Origin of the sequence: Paenibacillus sp. yr247, assembly GCF_900103825.1 — a bacterium.
Lineage (GTDB): Bacteria > Bacillota > Bacilli > Paenibacillales > NBRC-103111 > Paenibacillus_E.
Map to the genome: position 1 here is coordinate 911,889 of NZ_FNIF01000001.1, position 15,375 is coordinate 927,263.

The following is a 15,375-nucleotide window of genomic DNA, read 5'->3' on the forward strand; positions in this document are numbered from 1 at the left end:
CTATGTATGAATAGGTGTCGATGCTTTTTATTTCCTCTAACAAGAATCGTTTGTGATGGAGCTAGCCAGGCGGAGTAGAGGCTCCTTTTTCCGTTTGTTAGTTACTTCGCTAATAGATAACAAGAGTCGAATAAATACATCTAGGCTGTCAGCAAATAATTTCGGCAGCCTATTCAGCAGTGAGAGAGTGAAAAAAGAAACTTTTTTAAAGGAATCCGAAAAAAAATACCGAATTGAGTCATAAGAACAGTTTCTTCGTTCATAGAAAATAAATTAAAGCGAAGGTGACTTCATGATTAATTTCTTCAAAGACTTTTTATTGAATATCTTTTTAATTTTTGCTCCCCTGGTTGCATATCCGTACACATATAAATCTCAGAGTAAAACCAAAATTTACAGCATATTAATATACATTTTTTTCTCTTTTGCCATCGTATTCGCTATGTCTTTTCCTGTTAATTTAAATGGCCTGATTTATGATTTCCGATCAATACCATTACTTGTGGGTTCCTTATATGGCGGTATTTATGTGTCGGTGTTTCTTTATATAACACTTATTTTGTGTCGATATTTTTTAGGAAATCCAAACAATTTAATCTATGCGATGTCAATTATCCCAACGATAGTATTAGTTGCACTACTTTTAAAAAGGTATAAGCAATTAAATTTAATTCAAAAAATTATCTCTGCAGTAATTATTTGTTCTTTAATAAAATTCTTAACTTTTGTTATGTATCTGTCATTAGTTAATAACTTTGATCTTTTAGCAACGCATGTATTAATAACAATAAAAACATACATTCTGCAAGGTGTTGTTATTGCAGTATTTATTTATTTAATAGAATTTCTACAAAAATATTTTCATATGCAAGAAGAAGCAATTAGGGGAGAGAAAATTAAAATCGTTAGTGAGATGGCGGCCTCAGTTGCGCATGAAATACGAAATCCGCTTACGTCAGTAAGAGGCTTTATCCAATTAATCGGAGCACCGAATTTAGACCAAGAAAAAAAAGAATTTTACCAAAAAATATCCCTTGAGGAATTAGATCGGGCGCAAATGATTATTACTGATTATTTATCAATTGCGAAACCTGAACCAGAAAAAATAGAAAAAATCAATTTGAAGGTTGAAGTTCAATATGTATCCAATGTCCTTTTAACATTTGCGAATTATAATAATGTAAAAATGGATGTGTCATTATTATGTGATGGGCGAATGTTTATTCTTGGAGACAGATATAAACTGCGACAGTCGCTTATCAACATTGGTAAAAACGCTATTGAAGCGATGTCTAATAACGGCGGGGTGTTAGACATCAAACTATCCGAACAAAAAAACAAGATTGTAGTAACCATTAGCGATAATGGCATTGGTATGTCAGAAGAACAAATTAGTAGGCTTGGAACCCCGTATTTTTCTACTAAAGAAAAAGGAACTGGACTAGGAACTATGGTATCATTCAGTCTAATCAGAGCTATGAAGGGAAAAATAAAAATAGCGAGTGAAATGGGTAAGGGGACCGTATTCGAAATATCGTTTCCATTGTCTTCAGGATCGTAAGCATGTAATGCGACAGTTGGCTAAAGCGTTATTTACAAAATGGTATGTTTATGCTAGCTTTCAGCGTTGTACCCGCAGCTGCAGCAAGTACTGGTTACAATATGTTTCTGAAATTGAATGGGATTCCCGGTGAATCCGTAACGAAAGGATATGAAAAATGGATTCAGATTCAAGATGTTTCTTTCGAGGTCGAAAATAGTTCTACGGCAGGCAGTTTAGGCGGCGGGGCTGGTGCGGGAAAAGCAGTTCGGAAAGCTATTGCTATCAATAAAAATTTTGATATTTCATCCATACCTTTGTTTATGGATATGGTCATGGGAAAAACCATAGATAAAGGCCAAATTGTGTTTTTAAAGTCTGGCAAAGAAACGTTACCGGTGATAACTATTGATTTAGATAAGATTAGCGTGGGTAAATTTAACTTAAATAATTCAGATGAAACCATTGAGTTGAATTATGGAGCAATTAACTTTATATACACAGCAGTAGGACCAGATGGGAAACCAACAAATACGATTACAGGCGGCTGGGACTTCATGAAGAACGAGAAGAAATAAGTTAAGCACTTCATTAGAATAGTACAATTATGAGGTCAGCCATATATTTTTGGTTGACCATTTTACGTTCTGGATTTTCATCGCTTATGCTCATTAAGAAAAAGGTTAAGTTGCATTTAATTATTGATGATTTGGGGCTAACGGAAGATATTCGCATATCTGGGATAAAAATACTATGCTTTAGGACTAGAGGAAATGATGATTTTCCAAGTTAAATTGCATTTCTTGATTATGTTCGACAAATTCATTGTATGCACTTACAATCTATAATGTGTCTATCTCCCTATATAATTATTTAATGATTAGGAATATAATAGGTTTACAGTAAATAGAAGTCTACCCAAGATTATGGCAAAACCGTTAAAAGGCGGTGACGCAAAGCTACAGGGGCTAAGGGAAACTATGCCAGCCAGCTACCAAATTAGGGTAGGCTTTTTCTGTCTAAAAAACTCCTTGGGTCCTATTTTCAAGTTAGATTAATAAAAAATCGTTTAATTCTGTTCGTTTATGCACACAAAATCGTAAATTTTACCTTTTCATTTTACTCTTTGTAGACACTTTTGTTAGATACTAGGCCACCCGGATCTCCCTTTCGACAGGAAGGAGGAGGGAAAAGGTGAAACCAGATGAAATGATAAAGTTGATTCTACAATTTGGGAGTTTCCTGCTGGCATTGTTAACCTTCATCGCTTTAGTCTTAATAAGAGTACATTAATACATTAAGAAACCTACCTTTCGCCGCTATACGATCAGGTAGGCATTTGTGAACCATTAGCCCAGGAGGTCCCCAAAGCCAATGTATCTAAAAAACAGGAGTGTTGGTAGCACTCTTGTTTTTTTTTTTCAGAAATACAACTATAAATTAAAAAATGTTCTCTTCGAATAATAGCATAGGTATAACAGTCCGATCAACATCAAATTCAGAATTGTTTAAATATTAGATAACATCACAATTTTGGCTTCAATTTTTAATTTAATCATATATAGGAGGTAATAAAAATGGAGCGAAAAGTACATGTAATTCCGTTTCAAGTGCATGAACAGGCAGAGAAGGTCAATGAAATTCCCAAAGGGGTGGAAATGATTCAGGCCCCAAAATTCTGGAATCAAACAAAAGGGAAGGGCATAACGGTCGCCATATTAGATACTGGCTGTGATATGACTCACCCTGACTTAAAAGAACGGATTGTCGGCGGAATAAATTTCACGAACGATGATGGAGGGAAAAATAATGTATACAACGATTACAATGGCCATGGAACCCATGTTGCAGGGACGATCGCTGCCACACAAAACAATAATGGTGTCGTAGGTGTAGCACCTGAGGCAAATCTGCTCATTATCAAGGTTCTTGATAAAAATGGTTCTGGTCAATACGAATGGATTATTAATGGGATTAACTATGCAATAGAACAAAAAGCTGATATTATCTCTATGTCTCTTGGCGGTCCAGAAGATCTTCCTGAACTACATGAAGCAATTCAAAAAGCTGTTACCCACAACATTGTTGTGATTTGTGCAGCAGGTAATCAAGGTGATGGCGTTGATTCAACTGATGAGTTTGACTTTCCAGGTTGTTATAATGAAGTAATAAGCGTAGGTGCAATTGACTTGGAGAGACACTCTTCAAATTTTTCAAATTCAAACAATGAAGTAGACTTAGTGGGTCCTGGCGAGAAAATTTTATCAACCTATTTAAATGGAAAATATGCTACATTAAGCGGAACCTCCATGGCTACCCCACATGTTGCCGGAGCAATGGCTCTGATTAAAGTTCTTGTCAATACAAGTTTTGAACGGAAACTTACAGAGCGCGAGCTTTATGCCCAATTAATAAAAAGAACGGTACCATTAGGGAATTCTCCAAAGCTTGAAGGCAATGGATTAGTGTATTTAAATGTAATGGACGAATTGTCAGAAATATTTAATCAACAATTTGTCGCTAAATTGCTGAGCATATGATTATCAAACAATCCAATTAATGGAAAACAAATGCAAGATAAATGCCGGCCGCCTATATCATGGTGACCGGCATATTAAATATAGGCGGTGTTTGATATTAAGCCGGAAAAATGTATTTTAGAACAAGAACAGCGATAAAAAAGGGAATGGAATAAAAAACTAATTAGTTTTTTAAATAATTGGAAGAAAGGGAGCAGAGTTATAAGTCGCTTGTTGATAATAATCCCGATGCCATTTTTTCATTAGATCTAAACGGACGCATGATTAAAATTAATCCAGCTACTGAAAACATAACTGGTTATCAGAAGGAGGAGCTTCTTAATCAAACCTTTTTTCACTTCATTGTCGCTCCAGACCAAAAGAAAACGCTGCATCATTTTGAAAAGTCGGTAAAAGGCGAATCAAACAACATCGAAGTCATCATTACACATAAAGAAGGAGACTACGTGGAATTAAACTTAAAAATGCGATTGAGGCGATGCCAGAAGGGGGGAACATTGTTATTCAAATGAAGATAGAGGAGAATAAAATTATTATTCGTTTTATTGACGAAGGATGTGGAATCTCAGAAGAACGTAAGTGAACAAGAACATATAATTTAATGATCCGCGCACAATCAATAAGACATATCTTATTAATTAAGACAATATAGATGAATATAACAAAATTGGGGAGGGCGTACGATATGGGGGCAGCTGTGGTCAAAGGATGGACAACTATGCTAGCCGGAGTCATGTTATTGGGTACCTTAGCAGGGTGTAGTGGAAATGGGAGCGGAAGCTCCGGCAATACAGCGACGCCGGTCGGGAGCACACCAGCGACTAGCGATAGCGGGAAGAGCACCGAGCCTCCCGCAAAACAAGTAACGCTTCAGATGATTGAAAGTTTAACGAGTCCAGAACGCACCAAACTGCTTCAAGATGCCATAGCTCGGTTTCAGAAGGACAATCCAAACATCAAAGTAGAACTCATTTCTCCGCCGTTTGATCAAGCGGACAATAAAATCAGAACGATGCTAGCCGCCAAGCAAGAACTCGACATACTCGAGGTTCGGGACCTGAACATTGCCGAGTACGTCAATAACGGTTATCTGGAGCCGTTGGATACATACGCATCAAGCTGGGCAGATAGTAAAACACTCTCTGGTACGTCCAAAGTTGTAGGTTCGAATAATGGCAAACTTTACTTTATCGCTAACGCCTTATATCAAAGACAAATGTTTTATCGAAAAGACTGGTTTGAAGCCAAGGGATTATCTGCACCGAAGACGTGGGAAGAGCTGGTCGATGCTGCCAAAAAGTTAACCGATCCGAAGCAAAACCGGTACGGATTCTCATTCCGCGGAGGTCCGGGAGCAAGCGGTAACTTCGACCATATGATTTATGATTATAACGACAAAGTGATGAATCTCGACGATGCACCGTTTACGAAGGACAGCAAGACGGTGTACAGCACTGCTGAAGCTAAACAGGCGTTGGAACTGTATAAGAAGCTTTATAAAGAGGCGTCGCCGCCGGACTCCATCAACTGGGGATTCCAGGATCAGGTTCAAGCCTTTACCTCAGGAGTAACGGGAATTTTACTCCAGGATCCTGACGTCATTAATGTGCTTCAGGACAAAATGGACCCCAAAACGCTAGAGACTGCAGCTATGCCACTCGGACCTAACGGCAAATCGCTGGTCAGTACTGGGGCTGCAGGATGGGGCGTAACGGCGAATTCCAAAAATAAGAACGAAGCTTGGAAATTGATATCTTATCTCTCAAGTCCGAAAGAAAATACGGGATTTTCCAAACAAATCGGCACGATCCCGATTCATACTTCGGCGACCTCTGATGCGTTCTTCCAAACAGGTCCTTATAAGACACTACTGGATATGACCGCCAAAGCGGATACCTTTGTCAACTTTACACCGCCATTCAAATACCCAGGCAACGGGACCTGGGGAGAATTGAGCATGAAAGGTCAGCAATCTTATTTGCTGGATAAGAGATCATCTGACGACCTACTGAAGGAATGGGATAAATTTTGGGTGGATCAGAAAGCGGGAATGAAAAAATAAGTTGGATGCGGCGGGCGCTCATCGCCTGCCGCTATTTTCTTACCGGGAGGTGTTAATCGTGAGTGCTCGGCAAAAATTCATTCTCTCCAGCTTACTGCCCGCATTGCTGCTTGTGGTCTTTTTTACGTACTATCCCTTCTTCAAGGGGGTGGTAATGGCTTTTCAAAATTACAAGCTGTTTAATCTGAAGCAGGTACACTTTGTTGGAATGCAAAACTTTGTCGATGCGTTTCGAGACCATCAATTTCTTGCCGCATTGAAAAACAGCGCCTATTGGGTATTTATCTCCTTGATCATGCAATTTATGTTGGGGTTTATCTTGGCGCTGTTTCTGAACAAGAAATTCTGGGGACGAGGCGTGTACCAAGGCTTTATTTTTTATCCGTGGGCTTTATCAGGCTTCCTGATCGGTCTTATTTGGAAATGGTTATTTAACTCTCAAATCGGTGTCATCAACGATCTCTTATTGCGTTTAGGCATTATTGAAGATCGGATTGGTTTCTTATCAGATCCGAAATGGGCGATGTCCTCCGTCATCATCGCTAATGTATGGTATGGAATAGCCTTCTTTACCATTATGCTGCTGGCTGCGCTGCAATCTATTCCCTCAGAGCTGTACGAAGCAGCGAGCATAGACGGTGCAAACGGTTATCGCAAGCTGCTCTATGTAACGATTCCGTACATTATGCCAACAATTATAGCCACAACGCTGCTGCGGGTCATTTGGATCTTCAACGATCCAACGCTCATTTACGGTATGACGAATGGCGGCCCTGGAGGGGCTACGCATATTTTGTCCTCCTTCATGCTCAACAAAATTATATATGATGGAGATTATGGGTCTGCATCGGCGGTTGGCGTCATCATGATCGTCATGTTGTTTTTGTACACCTTGTTTTATTTGATGGTAACTAAGTCCGAGAAGGTAGGTGACTTCTAAATGAAACGAAATTACGGGTATCGAATCATGAAGGTTGCCTTTCTTTCCTTTTACTTAGTCATTATGGTGTTTCCGTTATATTGGATTGTCATCACCTCGTTAAAGCCGCAAAAGGAAATTTTCAGTTATCCCGTTCATTACTGGCCTGAGCAATTCACGCTGCAAAATTACGTTAACATTTTCAAAGTGTCCAAGTTTAATGTGTATATTGCCAACAGCCTTCTCGTTTCGATTTCTTCGGCGCTGATCGTAATCGTGATCGCCATTTGCAGCGCATATGTACTTGCGCGATTTCGGTTTCGCGGTCACAAACAAATCATGCTCGGTTTCTTTGTAACGCAGATGCTTCCAGGCTTCATCGCTCTTGCTCCGCTTTATATGATGATGTCAAACATGCATCTGCTTAATCATCGAATTTCATTGATCCTCATGTATACCGTTATTTTAATACCTTTCTCCACGATTATGCTGCGAGGCTTTTTTCAGCGAATTCCATCCAATTTGGAGGAGGCGGCGATGATCGACGGTTGTTCTCAGTGGTCCGCGCTGATACGAGTCATCATCCCCATCATGCTGCCAGGCATTTCCTCTATGTTCATTTTTGCCTTCGTCCAGAACTGGAACGAGCTATTCTTGGCCGTCATGTTTATCGACAACGAATCGTTAAAGACGCTGCCGGTGGCGATGAATTCTTTTATCCTCAAGTTTAATGTTGATTGGGGCTCCATGTCCGCCGGAACTGTGCTGTCCGTACTCCCGACTATCATTTTGTTTGCCCTTGCACAGCGATTTATTGTGGAGGGATTAACCCAAGGGGCGGTGAAAGGGTAATGAGCGCAAAGGAGAAGATTTACTCCATAGTGGCGCATGATGCGCACGATGATCGCCATCATGGCTCCATCAATGTTCCCATCTATCAGACGAGTTTGTTCTCGTTCGATACGTATGAGCAATTCAACTTGGCAAGGCTGGAAGAGCAAGAAAACTTTGTGTATTCCAGAGGCAATAATCCTACAGTGCGGTACCTGGAGGACAAGCTTGCACAGCTGGAGCATGGGGAAAGGGCCAAGTGCTTTTCATCCGGAATGGCTGCGATTTCGGCTGCGATTATGTCGATAGTTAAACAGGGTGACCATGTGATTTGCACGCATCAAGCGTACGGACCGACACGGGAATTTCTAGGCGTCTACTTGCAAAAGTTCGGGATCGAAACAACCTTTGTCGACGGCAGCTCATTGGAAAATTGGAAAAGTGCAGTTCGTCCGAATACCAAATTACTGTATTTGGAGAGCCCGACAAGTATGATGTTTCAGCTGCAGGACATCCGAGGTTGTGCAGAGTTAGCTCTAAGCATAGGAGCGGAAACGATCCTCGACAACTCTTGGGCGACACCTTGTTATCAAAATCCGCTCACAATGGGTGTCGGTCTCGTCGTCCATTCGATTACGAAGTACATTTCCGGGCATAGCGATTGCGTAGGGGGCGTCGTTGTCGGCTCCAAACGATTAATGGACCCGCTCATGTCGACCGAATACATGTTGTTCGGCGGCATCATGACGCCACAGACAGCGGGATTGGTAACGCGAGGACTGCGTACGCTGCCGCTTCGGATGCAGCGGCATGAAATGAGTGGACTAAAGGTCGCCGAATATTTATGCGGGCAATATTTTGTCGTCAAGGTCAACCATCCAGGGTTAACGAACCACCCTCAGCATGAAATGGCTCGCACTCAGATGTCCGGGTACGGCAGTTTATTTTCGTTCGAATCCAATGTACCGGTTGTCAAATTAAGGGCCTGGGCGGACCGTCTGCAATATTTCCGGATTGGAGCCAGCTGGGGCGGATTTGAAAGTTTAATCAATGTAAATGCCTTAAACAACAGTGATCAGCGATCTTGTTCTCTTGTTCGACTCTATATCGGTACAGAGGACCCGGATGATTTAATTCGGGATCTGGATGAAGCATGGCGATGTGTTGCAATTAGCCCTTCTGAGGGGGAGCTATATGAGCAGAATCCGAGTTTCAACCAGAACGGATGAACGACAACCGCTGTATTTGCAAATTCAAGAGCATTTTAAGCAGATGATACATGCAGGCTATATGGAGGAAAACAGTAAATTCCCAACGGAGAAGCAGCTGATGGAGCAATTCGGCGTCAGTCGAATGACGGTATCCAATGCGCTTACCCAGCTGGCGAAAGACGGATGGATTTACCGGATTCCAGGGAGAGGCAGCTTCGTTAGCTCCGAATTTCGCGTGAAAGAAGATGAAATTCCGGAGAATAAACAGCTTGACGTTATGCATGTAAAAGCTCATGGCGAGCGCTCTTCCTCCCGCAAACTAATTGGTTTCGTTCTGCCCTTATTGGAGGATTTCTTTGCAATTCGACTAATAAGGGGAATCTATTCAGCTCTGGAGGACTCCGATTATTATGTGTCGATTGTTCTAACCCACAATAGCAAGGAGAGGGAAAAGGAAGCGATTCAGGAGCTGATTAAGAGCGGGGCCGTGGGACTTATTATTTTTCCAATTGATGCGGAAACGTACAACGAAGAAATCTTGGTATTGAAACTGCGGCAATTTCCGTTCGTGCTCATTGATCGCTACTTGCCAGGTTTTGAAACTCATTGTGTCTGTTCTGATAACTGGATGAGTGCTCAATTGGCGGTCAACCACCTGTGGGAGCTAGGACATAGGGACATCGCGATTTGTTCAGATATTCCGATCAACACGGTGACCGTCGACGAGCGGATTCGCGGATATATGGAAGCACTGAAACAAAAAGGTTCGATGATTAACCCGGCGTTGATTGTGACTGATTTTCATGCGGCAGATATGATCCCTACCGATAGGCACCCGTTATATCACTACATCAAGAACCGCACAGCGACCGCGTACATTACATTGAATTTGAAGTTGGGCATGTATGTAGCCGGTATTGTTAAAAATTTAGGTATTCATGTACCGCGCGACCTCTCTATTATTACGTACGACAATCCTTCGTTAGAGCTTGATGGTAAACCTGCATTCACCCATATTGACCAGTTCGAGGAGGAAATTGGGACAAAATCAGCTGAACTTCTTCTTAAGCTGCTAAGGAACCAGGAGAGGTTGACCGAGCCCAATAAATTGATCGTAAAGTCGGCCTTAGTGTTAGGGGAATCCACTGGAGCAATATCGGCAAAAGAATAATCATTTGCATAGACAAGGAGGATGTATACCATGAATCCTTTTTCCAGTCCAGGAGAATTTACGGAGCTCGATCGGTTTATGTTTGAGTCATGGGGCTATATTATTATTCCAAACGTACTCTCAGAAGAGGAAGTGAATGAATGCCTAGAGGCATCCATCCGCTTACATGAGTCAGCCGGCACAAGTGGTTGGGCGCAGGTGGGAAAAGGCTATGAAACGGAATTGGCCTTAGAGCGATTGATCGATCATCCGGCAGTATTGCCTAAAGTCAGGGCGCTTTACGGAGATCGATTCATTTTACAGTCCGCATGGTGTACCAAACAGCCGGCCTTCGGCGGGATGGGAGGTTGGCATCAGGACGGATCAGGTGCGTACAACTTTAATAAACTCGGCTATCCGATCCCATTGATTCAATTGCGAGCTTCCTTCTTATTGACAGATCAGTCCGTTCCTAGAACCGGAAATATGGAACTGATCCCAGGAAGCCATAGAAGCCAAGTTCAGCTTCCGGATGCGATTCGAACAGCCAAGGATAACGTTCCGATCGGTCATGTGATCTGTGCACCGGCGGGATCGGTGTTATTTTTTCATAATGCCGTTTGGCACCGGACATTCGCGCATGATGGTAATTACGACCGTTATACGATGCACTATATTTATAGTCCACCATGGGTTCGATGTTCAGATCGTTTCGAGAATAATAAAGAGTTCCTAGAACGTACAACTCCTACTCGCCGCTATCTCATGGGACAATTTTCAAGACCGGACGCGCCCTTCGGAGCAAGTTATCCTGCCGAATTCGTGAATGAAAATTAAATAGTGCTCATTCGGCGAGAACCTATTATGACACTAACACATAGACCTCCTGGAGATTGTCCTCCTACTTGGTATAATCAGCCTTTCGTAGGACGTTATAAAAAGCATTGTTTATATCAACCAACAGGAGCAGAGTGCGAAAACATTTATAATACGTATTAAAACAAATGTGAACATTTCGGAGCCGAAAGGCTCCTTTTCCTATTTCGTATAATCTGTTATTCTAATCGGTATACACTTGTTTAAAGGAGAAAATATGAATGTCGGAATCGAATCGAGCTTTTAGCCAAACGCTTGTAAAATCTTTAGTAGGCGAACGAGGACATATTCCCATAGCTCGTGCGTTGCCGGATATTACTGTTGAGATAGCAGGCAAACGCATGGAGGGTGTACCCTTTACGATCTACCAGTTATTGAAACATATGAGCTATTGGCAGAACTTTTTGTTAACCTACTTGGATGGAGGCAAACCTCAATTACCTTCAAGTGTCGCGGAAAGCTGGCCGAGTGAGGGCGAACCTGGAAGTGAAGCCGAATGGCAGTTGGTGATCAAACAATTTCTACTAGGAATTGATAAGGCCATTAGCTATGCAGAAAGTATGCAGCTTGATGAAACCTTAATCCATTTTCCAACGGAAACAAAAGCGGGCATTTTGCGCAATATTGCTTCCCATAATTCGTACCATCTTGGAGAAATTATTCTGCTTCGCCGTCTGTTCGGCGCTTGGCCACCTCCCGGTGGAGGCTATCCCGCATAGAAGATAGACAACTGTTTCTAGGAATTCTATAAACAACGAAGAACGGCTCTTTCGCAAACGATGCGAACAGAGCCGTTTTTTTAAAAAAATTTTCTATGAAAGCTAATCCTCCGCCACTGGAATAGCTATATTTTATGCCACTATACCTTGTATTATAGAGGTGTTATAGATTAGAAGAAAATTTTCTGAACTTGGGTAGATTGTCTCGATCCCTTCTGTCTGTAGAGGAATATTTTAACATAGAGGAAGGCATGTACGGGAGGAGGAATCTTACATGCGTCTGATTGCTAATAAATGGTCGAAATTCGCTGTCCTATTACGGCATGCTGGCGTTGCCAAGCATATTCCTGACATGCGCCGCTTTAGCGCTTCGAACCTTCAGGTAATGCTGCGCCAATATTTATTTGTCGTGGCAAAGCCGATCATTGGAACCGGGGGAAGCGGCGTAGTGAAAATCCAAAAAACAAGCAACGGTTACTTGCTGCACAACTCCGAGACGAAAAGAACGTTCCGCACTTGGAAAGGGTTATTTTCCGCGTTAAACCGTATACGTCAGAACCGTCCATTTATGCTGCAGCAGGGCATTCACTTAGCCACCATCGACGGAAGGCCAGTGGATTATCGCGTCAAACTAGCAAAAGCAGGTCGGTCTTGGATAATCCGAGCAGTTGTTGGCCGATTGGCGCGACCGGGGCTGTTCGTCACCAACCTTTGCAGAGGAGGCACGCTGCTTGGTGGGACATATGCGCTGCGGCGTACATTCCCTGTTTCGCAGGTCAAATCCAAAATCGATACGATGTGCGGAGTCGCCCGTACGTGTACGAGGCTGCTAGAGTCACGCTATCCTGGCATCGGAATGCTCGGTTACGATTTCGGTATCGACAAACAGGGAAACGTGTGGATTTTTGAAGTAAATACGAAGCCTCATTAGAGAGACGACTTCGTCGTATCCACAAACAGAATTATAAATATTTCATACTTTTCTACGTCAGTAGAATAGTTCTAATACTAAAAGTTCTAATACTAAAGCGACTTTATTTAAAATGGATAACAATCCCTATATGGGAAATCCTATTCTTAGGAAGGGGTGGGCAAAATACAGATTGAGAAAAATAACTTAGTGAAATCAAATAAACCAGAAGCTGATACGATGCTGGAAAACGACGGCAATGAGGATTACGATCTGATGCGCGATTATGCCAACCAGCTCAATGGGGAAATAGAAGAAGGTGAATTTAGAGAAGATTGATAATACAACAATTTATAGAATGTCTAGAAACTTGAACCCATGGCCCGATTGGCAAGTGGGTTCCTTTTTTTGTTATGCAATTAGAAATACACAGTTTATTGTATACCAATCGGTTCGTACATTTTGTCCTCTTGTACGAAACAAAAAATCGAAATAACTACATCAGTTTGAAATGAAATTTCACATATTTGTCACAATTTTAACGACAAATATTTACAACCTTTTACAAACAATTTGTTTTATAATTTACCTACCATATTGAAACAGAATTGATGTGATAGATAAAATGGAACTATTACTAGAAGAAATAATCGAAGCATTGCGCTTTGAAATGATAGAAAAAGCATTTTTACATGGAAGTCTTACTGATGAAAAAGTAGTAGCAATAAGTCAAAAATTAGACGACTATATTATTTTGTATCAAAGGCAAAAAATGAGATTACTTTCACGAGTATCAAGTAATCAGCATTTATCTTTAGTCGTCTCCTTGTAAAACAAGAATCTAGATGTTTAATTACTGTAATTTCCCTTGCCATATAAAGAAAACAAAAGAGGCCATCTCGGCGTTCTTTTAACTAATATCCAATATTGAATTGCTCTAGGGGCTGCTTCAATGTTTGGAGTGTTACAGCTGCTGCAGGCTTCTTACATATCATTCAACATGACGGCAATTTCCGTCATGTTGTTTTTTTTATCCTTAGAAATAAGAACGTATAACATTACCATTTCTTCGGATCATTAAGGATACTATTGTATATATCGCATGGGCTGAACCATAAAAAATAATAATACGAGGTGATTGTATTGAGTTTCAGTTTTTTCATCCGGACGCAATTTACTTTTTACACACAGGATCGCACACTTAGTTGCATTTTATCCGGTATCTCCGGAGCACATGTCAACATTACAGGTTTTGTCCAATCCAAGAAAAGCAACCGTCTGAATTTGGTCCGACTCGTGGCCGGATCTGCCGATGTGGAAAGTGCTAATGATCTTCGCATCGTGAGAAAAGTATTGGCATCAAGTGGTGTCAAGTTGCATGAAGCGAAAGTTTGTCAAATCCGCAAAATCACGCCCGGAGTTCCCGGAGCACTCAAAGCTATATTTGGAGCCCTTTGGTGCAAGGTAAAGGTTATAGCCATGTATGCGGGAGAGAGTAACAGAATCTTCGTCTATGTTTCCGATCTAAATAAAGCCATCCGGACTTTGTCACAAATAAATGTGCACCAATACAAAAAAAAATGTCGCCGTTCGGGATAAGAGAGCGAGTAAAATAATTGACCGAAAGAAACGGTATTTGCATAAATGTTCTCATATATCGCTTCTCACAAAGCATTACGAAGATGAAAGCTCAACATATTCGATAAATGGTTTGGCCGCTAGCGAAACGTTGCGGGTCTGTTCTCCATTTCAGGCCAATCTTCCAGTACCAACACTCATCTGTAATGAGAATCCAGACGAGCCAGTCCAGCATCAGCCCCGAGGTTTTGCGCATAAAACCTACTAGTTTGGGAACAATTTAGAAGAAAATAAAAAGGTTTTGATAGCTGGATATTTATTACCCAAATATAGATAGATTCAAAATACTTTTGTTTATGAGGAGAAAATAATGGCTGAAATCATTGGGGTAAGTACTTGGATACTGGCGGCTTTACGTTGGGGAGACTGGAGAAACTGGAGCAAGTATCATGCAACCATTCTTTATTTTATTCTTGGCGACGTACTTTACTATTATGTCACTTGTACTCATCGACTCTGGACACTTGTCCCTACGTGGCCACTTAAAAACGAACTTATATGTGTAGCAGGGGAGCTCATTGTATTCGCAAGCACTGTATTAATCTTTTTGGGAAGATATCCTAGTGGTCATTTTATATCGACTTGGTGGACCATTGTGTGGATTTGTATTTACACGGCAAATGAATGGGTATTATTACACACCGGCACATTTACATATCTCCATGGATGGACATTATTTGACTCGTTTTTATTTAACATTCTCATGTTCATTCTTCTTCGGCTTCATTCTAAGATACCATTGATTACGTATGTACTATCAATTCCAATAGCAATCATCCTTATTTCCCTGAATTCCATTCCGATTAAATGAGGATAAGCAGCCTGCCCGGCCTTAAATAAGGAAACGTGTAAACAGCCCCCCGAGGCTGTTTTTTTATGTTTGAGTAACGATTGAGAGTATGGTATTTCAATACTAAGTTAACAGGCAGATTAAAGTTACGCAATGATTGATTCAGACCCAAGCAATCCTATTTTTCAG

Annotated in this window: 16 protein-coding genes, 3 pseudogenes and 1 riboswitch; all 19 genes and pseudogenes read left to right on the forward strand. The window is 41.2% G+C overall.

What is annotated here, in order from left to right:
• The first annotated feature begins 292 nt into the window (after nt 1–292).
• The 19 genes and pseudogenes from BLT91_RS04335 to BLT91_RS04410 all read left to right on the forward strand — a co-directional run bounded on the left by BLT91_RS04335 (nt 293) and on the right by BLT91_RS04410 (nt 15,207).
• The gene (locus BLT91_RS04335) at nt 293–1,561 is read left to right on the forward strand and encodes an ATP-binding protein (RefSeq protein WP_090816983.1); all 1,269 of its coding nucleotides are present in this window, start codon (nt 293–295) and stop codon (nt 1,559–1,561) included.
• Nucleotides 1,562–1,605: 44 nt separating this feature from the next.
• Nucleotides 1,606–2,118 (forward strand): type VI secretion system tube protein Hcp, encoded by a 513-nt coding sequence (locus tag BLT91_RS04340; protein ID WP_090816987.1) that lies wholly within the window; start codon nt 1,606–1,608, stop codon nt 2,116–2,118.
• A gap of 340 nt (nt 2,119–2,458) precedes the next feature.
• Nucleotides 2,459–2,539: riboswitch (cyclic di-GMP riboswitch) on the forward strand.
• 210 nt (nt 2,540–2,749) lie between these two features.
• On the forward strand, nt 2,750–2,833 hold the full coding sequence (locus BLT91_RS33800; RefSeq protein ID WP_368086773.1) for a putative holin-like toxin: 84 nt from the start codon (nt 2,750–2,752) through the stop codon (nt 2,831–2,833).
• Nucleotides 2,834–3,117: 284 nt separating this feature from the next.
• Nucleotides 3,118–4,080: a S8 family peptidase gene (locus BLT91_RS04345; protein ID WP_090816990.1), complete on the forward strand. Its 963-nt coding sequence runs from the start codon at nt 3,118–3,120 to the stop codon at nt 4,078–4,080.
• 179 nt (nt 4,081–4,259) lie between these two features.
• A pseudogene (locus BLT91_RS04350) lies at nt 4,260–4,517 on the forward strand (PAS domain S-box protein); the annotation flags it as partial.
• Between the two features lie 6 nt (nt 4,518–4,523).
• Nucleotides 4,524–4,657, forward strand: a pseudogene (locus BLT91_RS32605) (ATP-binding protein); the annotation flags it as partial.
• 108 nt (nt 4,658–4,765) lie between these two features.
• A complete protein-coding gene (locus tag BLT91_RS04355; RefSeq protein ID WP_254776777.1) occupies nt 4,766–6,142 on the forward strand; it encodes an ABC transporter substrate-binding protein in 1,377 nt (458 codons plus the stop codon).
• A 58-nt stretch (nt 6,143–6,200) separates the two neighbouring features.
• A complete protein-coding gene (locus tag BLT91_RS04360; protein ID WP_175532077.1) occupies nt 6,201–7,082 on the forward strand; it encodes a carbohydrate ABC transporter permease in 882 nt (293 codons plus the stop codon).
• Complete coding sequence (locus BLT91_RS04365) at nt 7,083–7,913, forward strand: carbohydrate ABC transporter permease (protein WP_090816997.1); 831 nt, start codon at nt 7,083–7,085, stop codon at nt 7,911–7,913.
• Nucleotides 7,913–9,121, forward strand: a complete 1,209-nt coding sequence (locus BLT91_RS04370) for a trans-sulfuration enzyme family protein (protein ID WP_090817000.1) — start codon at nt 7,913–7,915, stop codon at nt 9,119–9,121. Before BLT91_RS04365 ends, BLT91_RS04370 begins: the two co-directional genes overlap by 1 nt.
• Entirely contained in the window at nt 9,087–10,274 is a 1,188-nt protein-coding gene (locus BLT91_RS04375) for a GntR family transcriptional regulator (protein WP_090817002.1), read from the forward strand. The genes BLT91_RS04370 and BLT91_RS04375 overlap by 35 nt, the downstream gene beginning before the upstream one ends.
• Nucleotides 10,275–10,304: 30 nt before the next feature.
• The gene (locus tag BLT91_RS04380) at nt 10,305–11,090 is read left to right on the forward strand and encodes a phytanoyl-CoA dioxygenase family protein (RefSeq protein WP_090817004.1); all 786 of its coding nucleotides are present in this window, start codon (nt 10,305–10,307) and stop codon (nt 11,088–11,090) included.
• A gap of 42 nt (nt 11,091–11,132) precedes the next feature.
• Nucleotides 11,133–11,252 (forward strand): annotated as a pseudogene (locus BLT91_RS32610) (cell wall hydrolase); the annotation flags it as partial.
• A 98-nt stretch (nt 11,253–11,350) separates the two neighbouring features.
• Nucleotides 11,351–11,848: a DinB family protein gene (locus BLT91_RS04390; RefSeq protein WP_090817007.1), complete on the forward strand. Its 498-nt coding sequence runs from the start codon at nt 11,351–11,353 to the stop codon at nt 11,846–11,848.
• Nucleotides 11,849–12,122: 274 nt separating this feature from the next.
• Entirely contained in the window at nt 12,123–12,779 is a 657-nt protein-coding gene (locus BLT91_RS04395; protein ID WP_090817009.1) for a YheC/YheD family protein, read from the forward strand.
• A 189-nt stretch (nt 12,780–12,968) separates the two neighbouring features.
• Nucleotides 12,969–13,097: a hypothetical protein gene (locus BLT91_RS33430; RefSeq protein WP_302847451.1), complete on the forward strand. Its 129-nt coding sequence runs from the start codon at nt 12,969–12,971 to the stop codon at nt 13,095–13,097.
• A gap of 286 nt (nt 13,098–13,383) precedes the next feature.
• Nucleotides 13,384–13,590: an aspartyl-phosphate phosphatase Spo0E family protein gene (locus BLT91_RS04400; RefSeq protein WP_090817012.1), complete on the forward strand. Its 207-nt coding sequence runs from the start codon at nt 13,384–13,386 to the stop codon at nt 13,588–13,590.
• Nucleotides 13,591–13,901: 311 nt separating this feature from the next.
• Nucleotides 13,902–14,357, forward strand: coding sequence for a hypothetical protein (locus BLT91_RS04405; protein ID WP_090817015.1), 456 nt, complete (start codon nt 13,902–13,904; stop codon nt 14,355–14,357).
• Nucleotides 14,358–14,706: 349 nt separating this feature from the next.
• Nucleotides 14,707–15,207, forward strand: coding sequence for a hypothetical protein (locus BLT91_RS04410; protein ID WP_090817018.1), 501 nt, complete (start codon nt 14,707–14,709; stop codon nt 15,205–15,207).
• Nucleotides 15,208–15,375 lie beyond the last annotated feature (168 nt).

Excerpts from the sequence above, each read along its gene's own strand:
- BLT91_RS04365 (WP_090816997.1), top strand. The coding sequence starts at position 7,083 with ATGAAACGAAATTACGGGTATCGAATCATGAAGGTTGCCTTTCTTTCC.
- BLT91_RS04390 (WP_090817007.1), top strand. The coding sequence starts at position 11,351 with ATGTCGGAATCGAATCGAGCTTTTAGCCAAACGCTTGTAAAATCTTTA.
- BLT91_RS04400 (WP_090817012.1), top strand. The coding sequence starts at position 13,384 with ATGGAACTATTACTAGAAGAAATAATCGAAGCATTGCGCTTTGAAATG.
- BLT91_RS04395 (WP_090817009.1), top strand. The coding sequence starts at position 12,123 with ATGCGTCTGATTGCTAATAAATGGTCGAAATTCGCTGTCCTATTACGG.
- BLT91_RS04375 (WP_090817002.1), top strand. The coding sequence starts at position 9,087 with ATGAGCAGAATCCGAGTTTCAACCAGAACGGATGAACGACAACCGCTG.
- BLT91_RS33800 (WP_368086773.1), top strand. The coding sequence starts at position 2,750 with ATGATAAAGTTGATTCTACAATTTGGGAGTTTCCTGCTGGCATTGTTA.
- BLT91_RS04335 (WP_090816983.1), top strand. The coding sequence starts at position 293 with ATGATTAATTTCTTCAAAGACTTTTTATTGAATATCTTTTTAATTTTT.
- BLT91_RS04410 (WP_090817018.1), top strand. The coding sequence starts at position 14,707 with ATGGCTGAAATCATTGGGGTAAGTACTTGGATACTGGCGGCTTTACGT.
- BLT91_RS04380 (WP_090817004.1), top strand. The coding sequence starts at position 10,305 with ATGAATCCTTTTTCCAGTCCAGGAGAATTTACGGAGCTCGATCGGTTT.
- BLT91_RS04355 (WP_254776777.1), top strand. The coding sequence starts at position 4,766 with ATGGGGGCAGCTGTGGTCAAAGGATGGACAACTATGCTAGCCGGAGTC.
- BLT91_RS04370 (WP_090817000.1), top strand. The coding sequence starts at position 7,913 with ATGAGCGCAAAGGAGAAGATTTACTCCATAGTGGCGCATGATGCGCAC.
- BLT91_RS04345 (WP_090816990.1), top strand. The coding sequence starts at position 3,118 with ATGGAGCGAAAAGTACATGTAATTCCGTTTCAAGTGCATGAACAGGCA.
- BLT91_RS04340 (WP_090816987.1), top strand. The coding sequence starts at position 1,606 with ATGTTTATGCTAGCTTTCAGCGTTGTACCCGCAGCTGCAGCAAGTACT.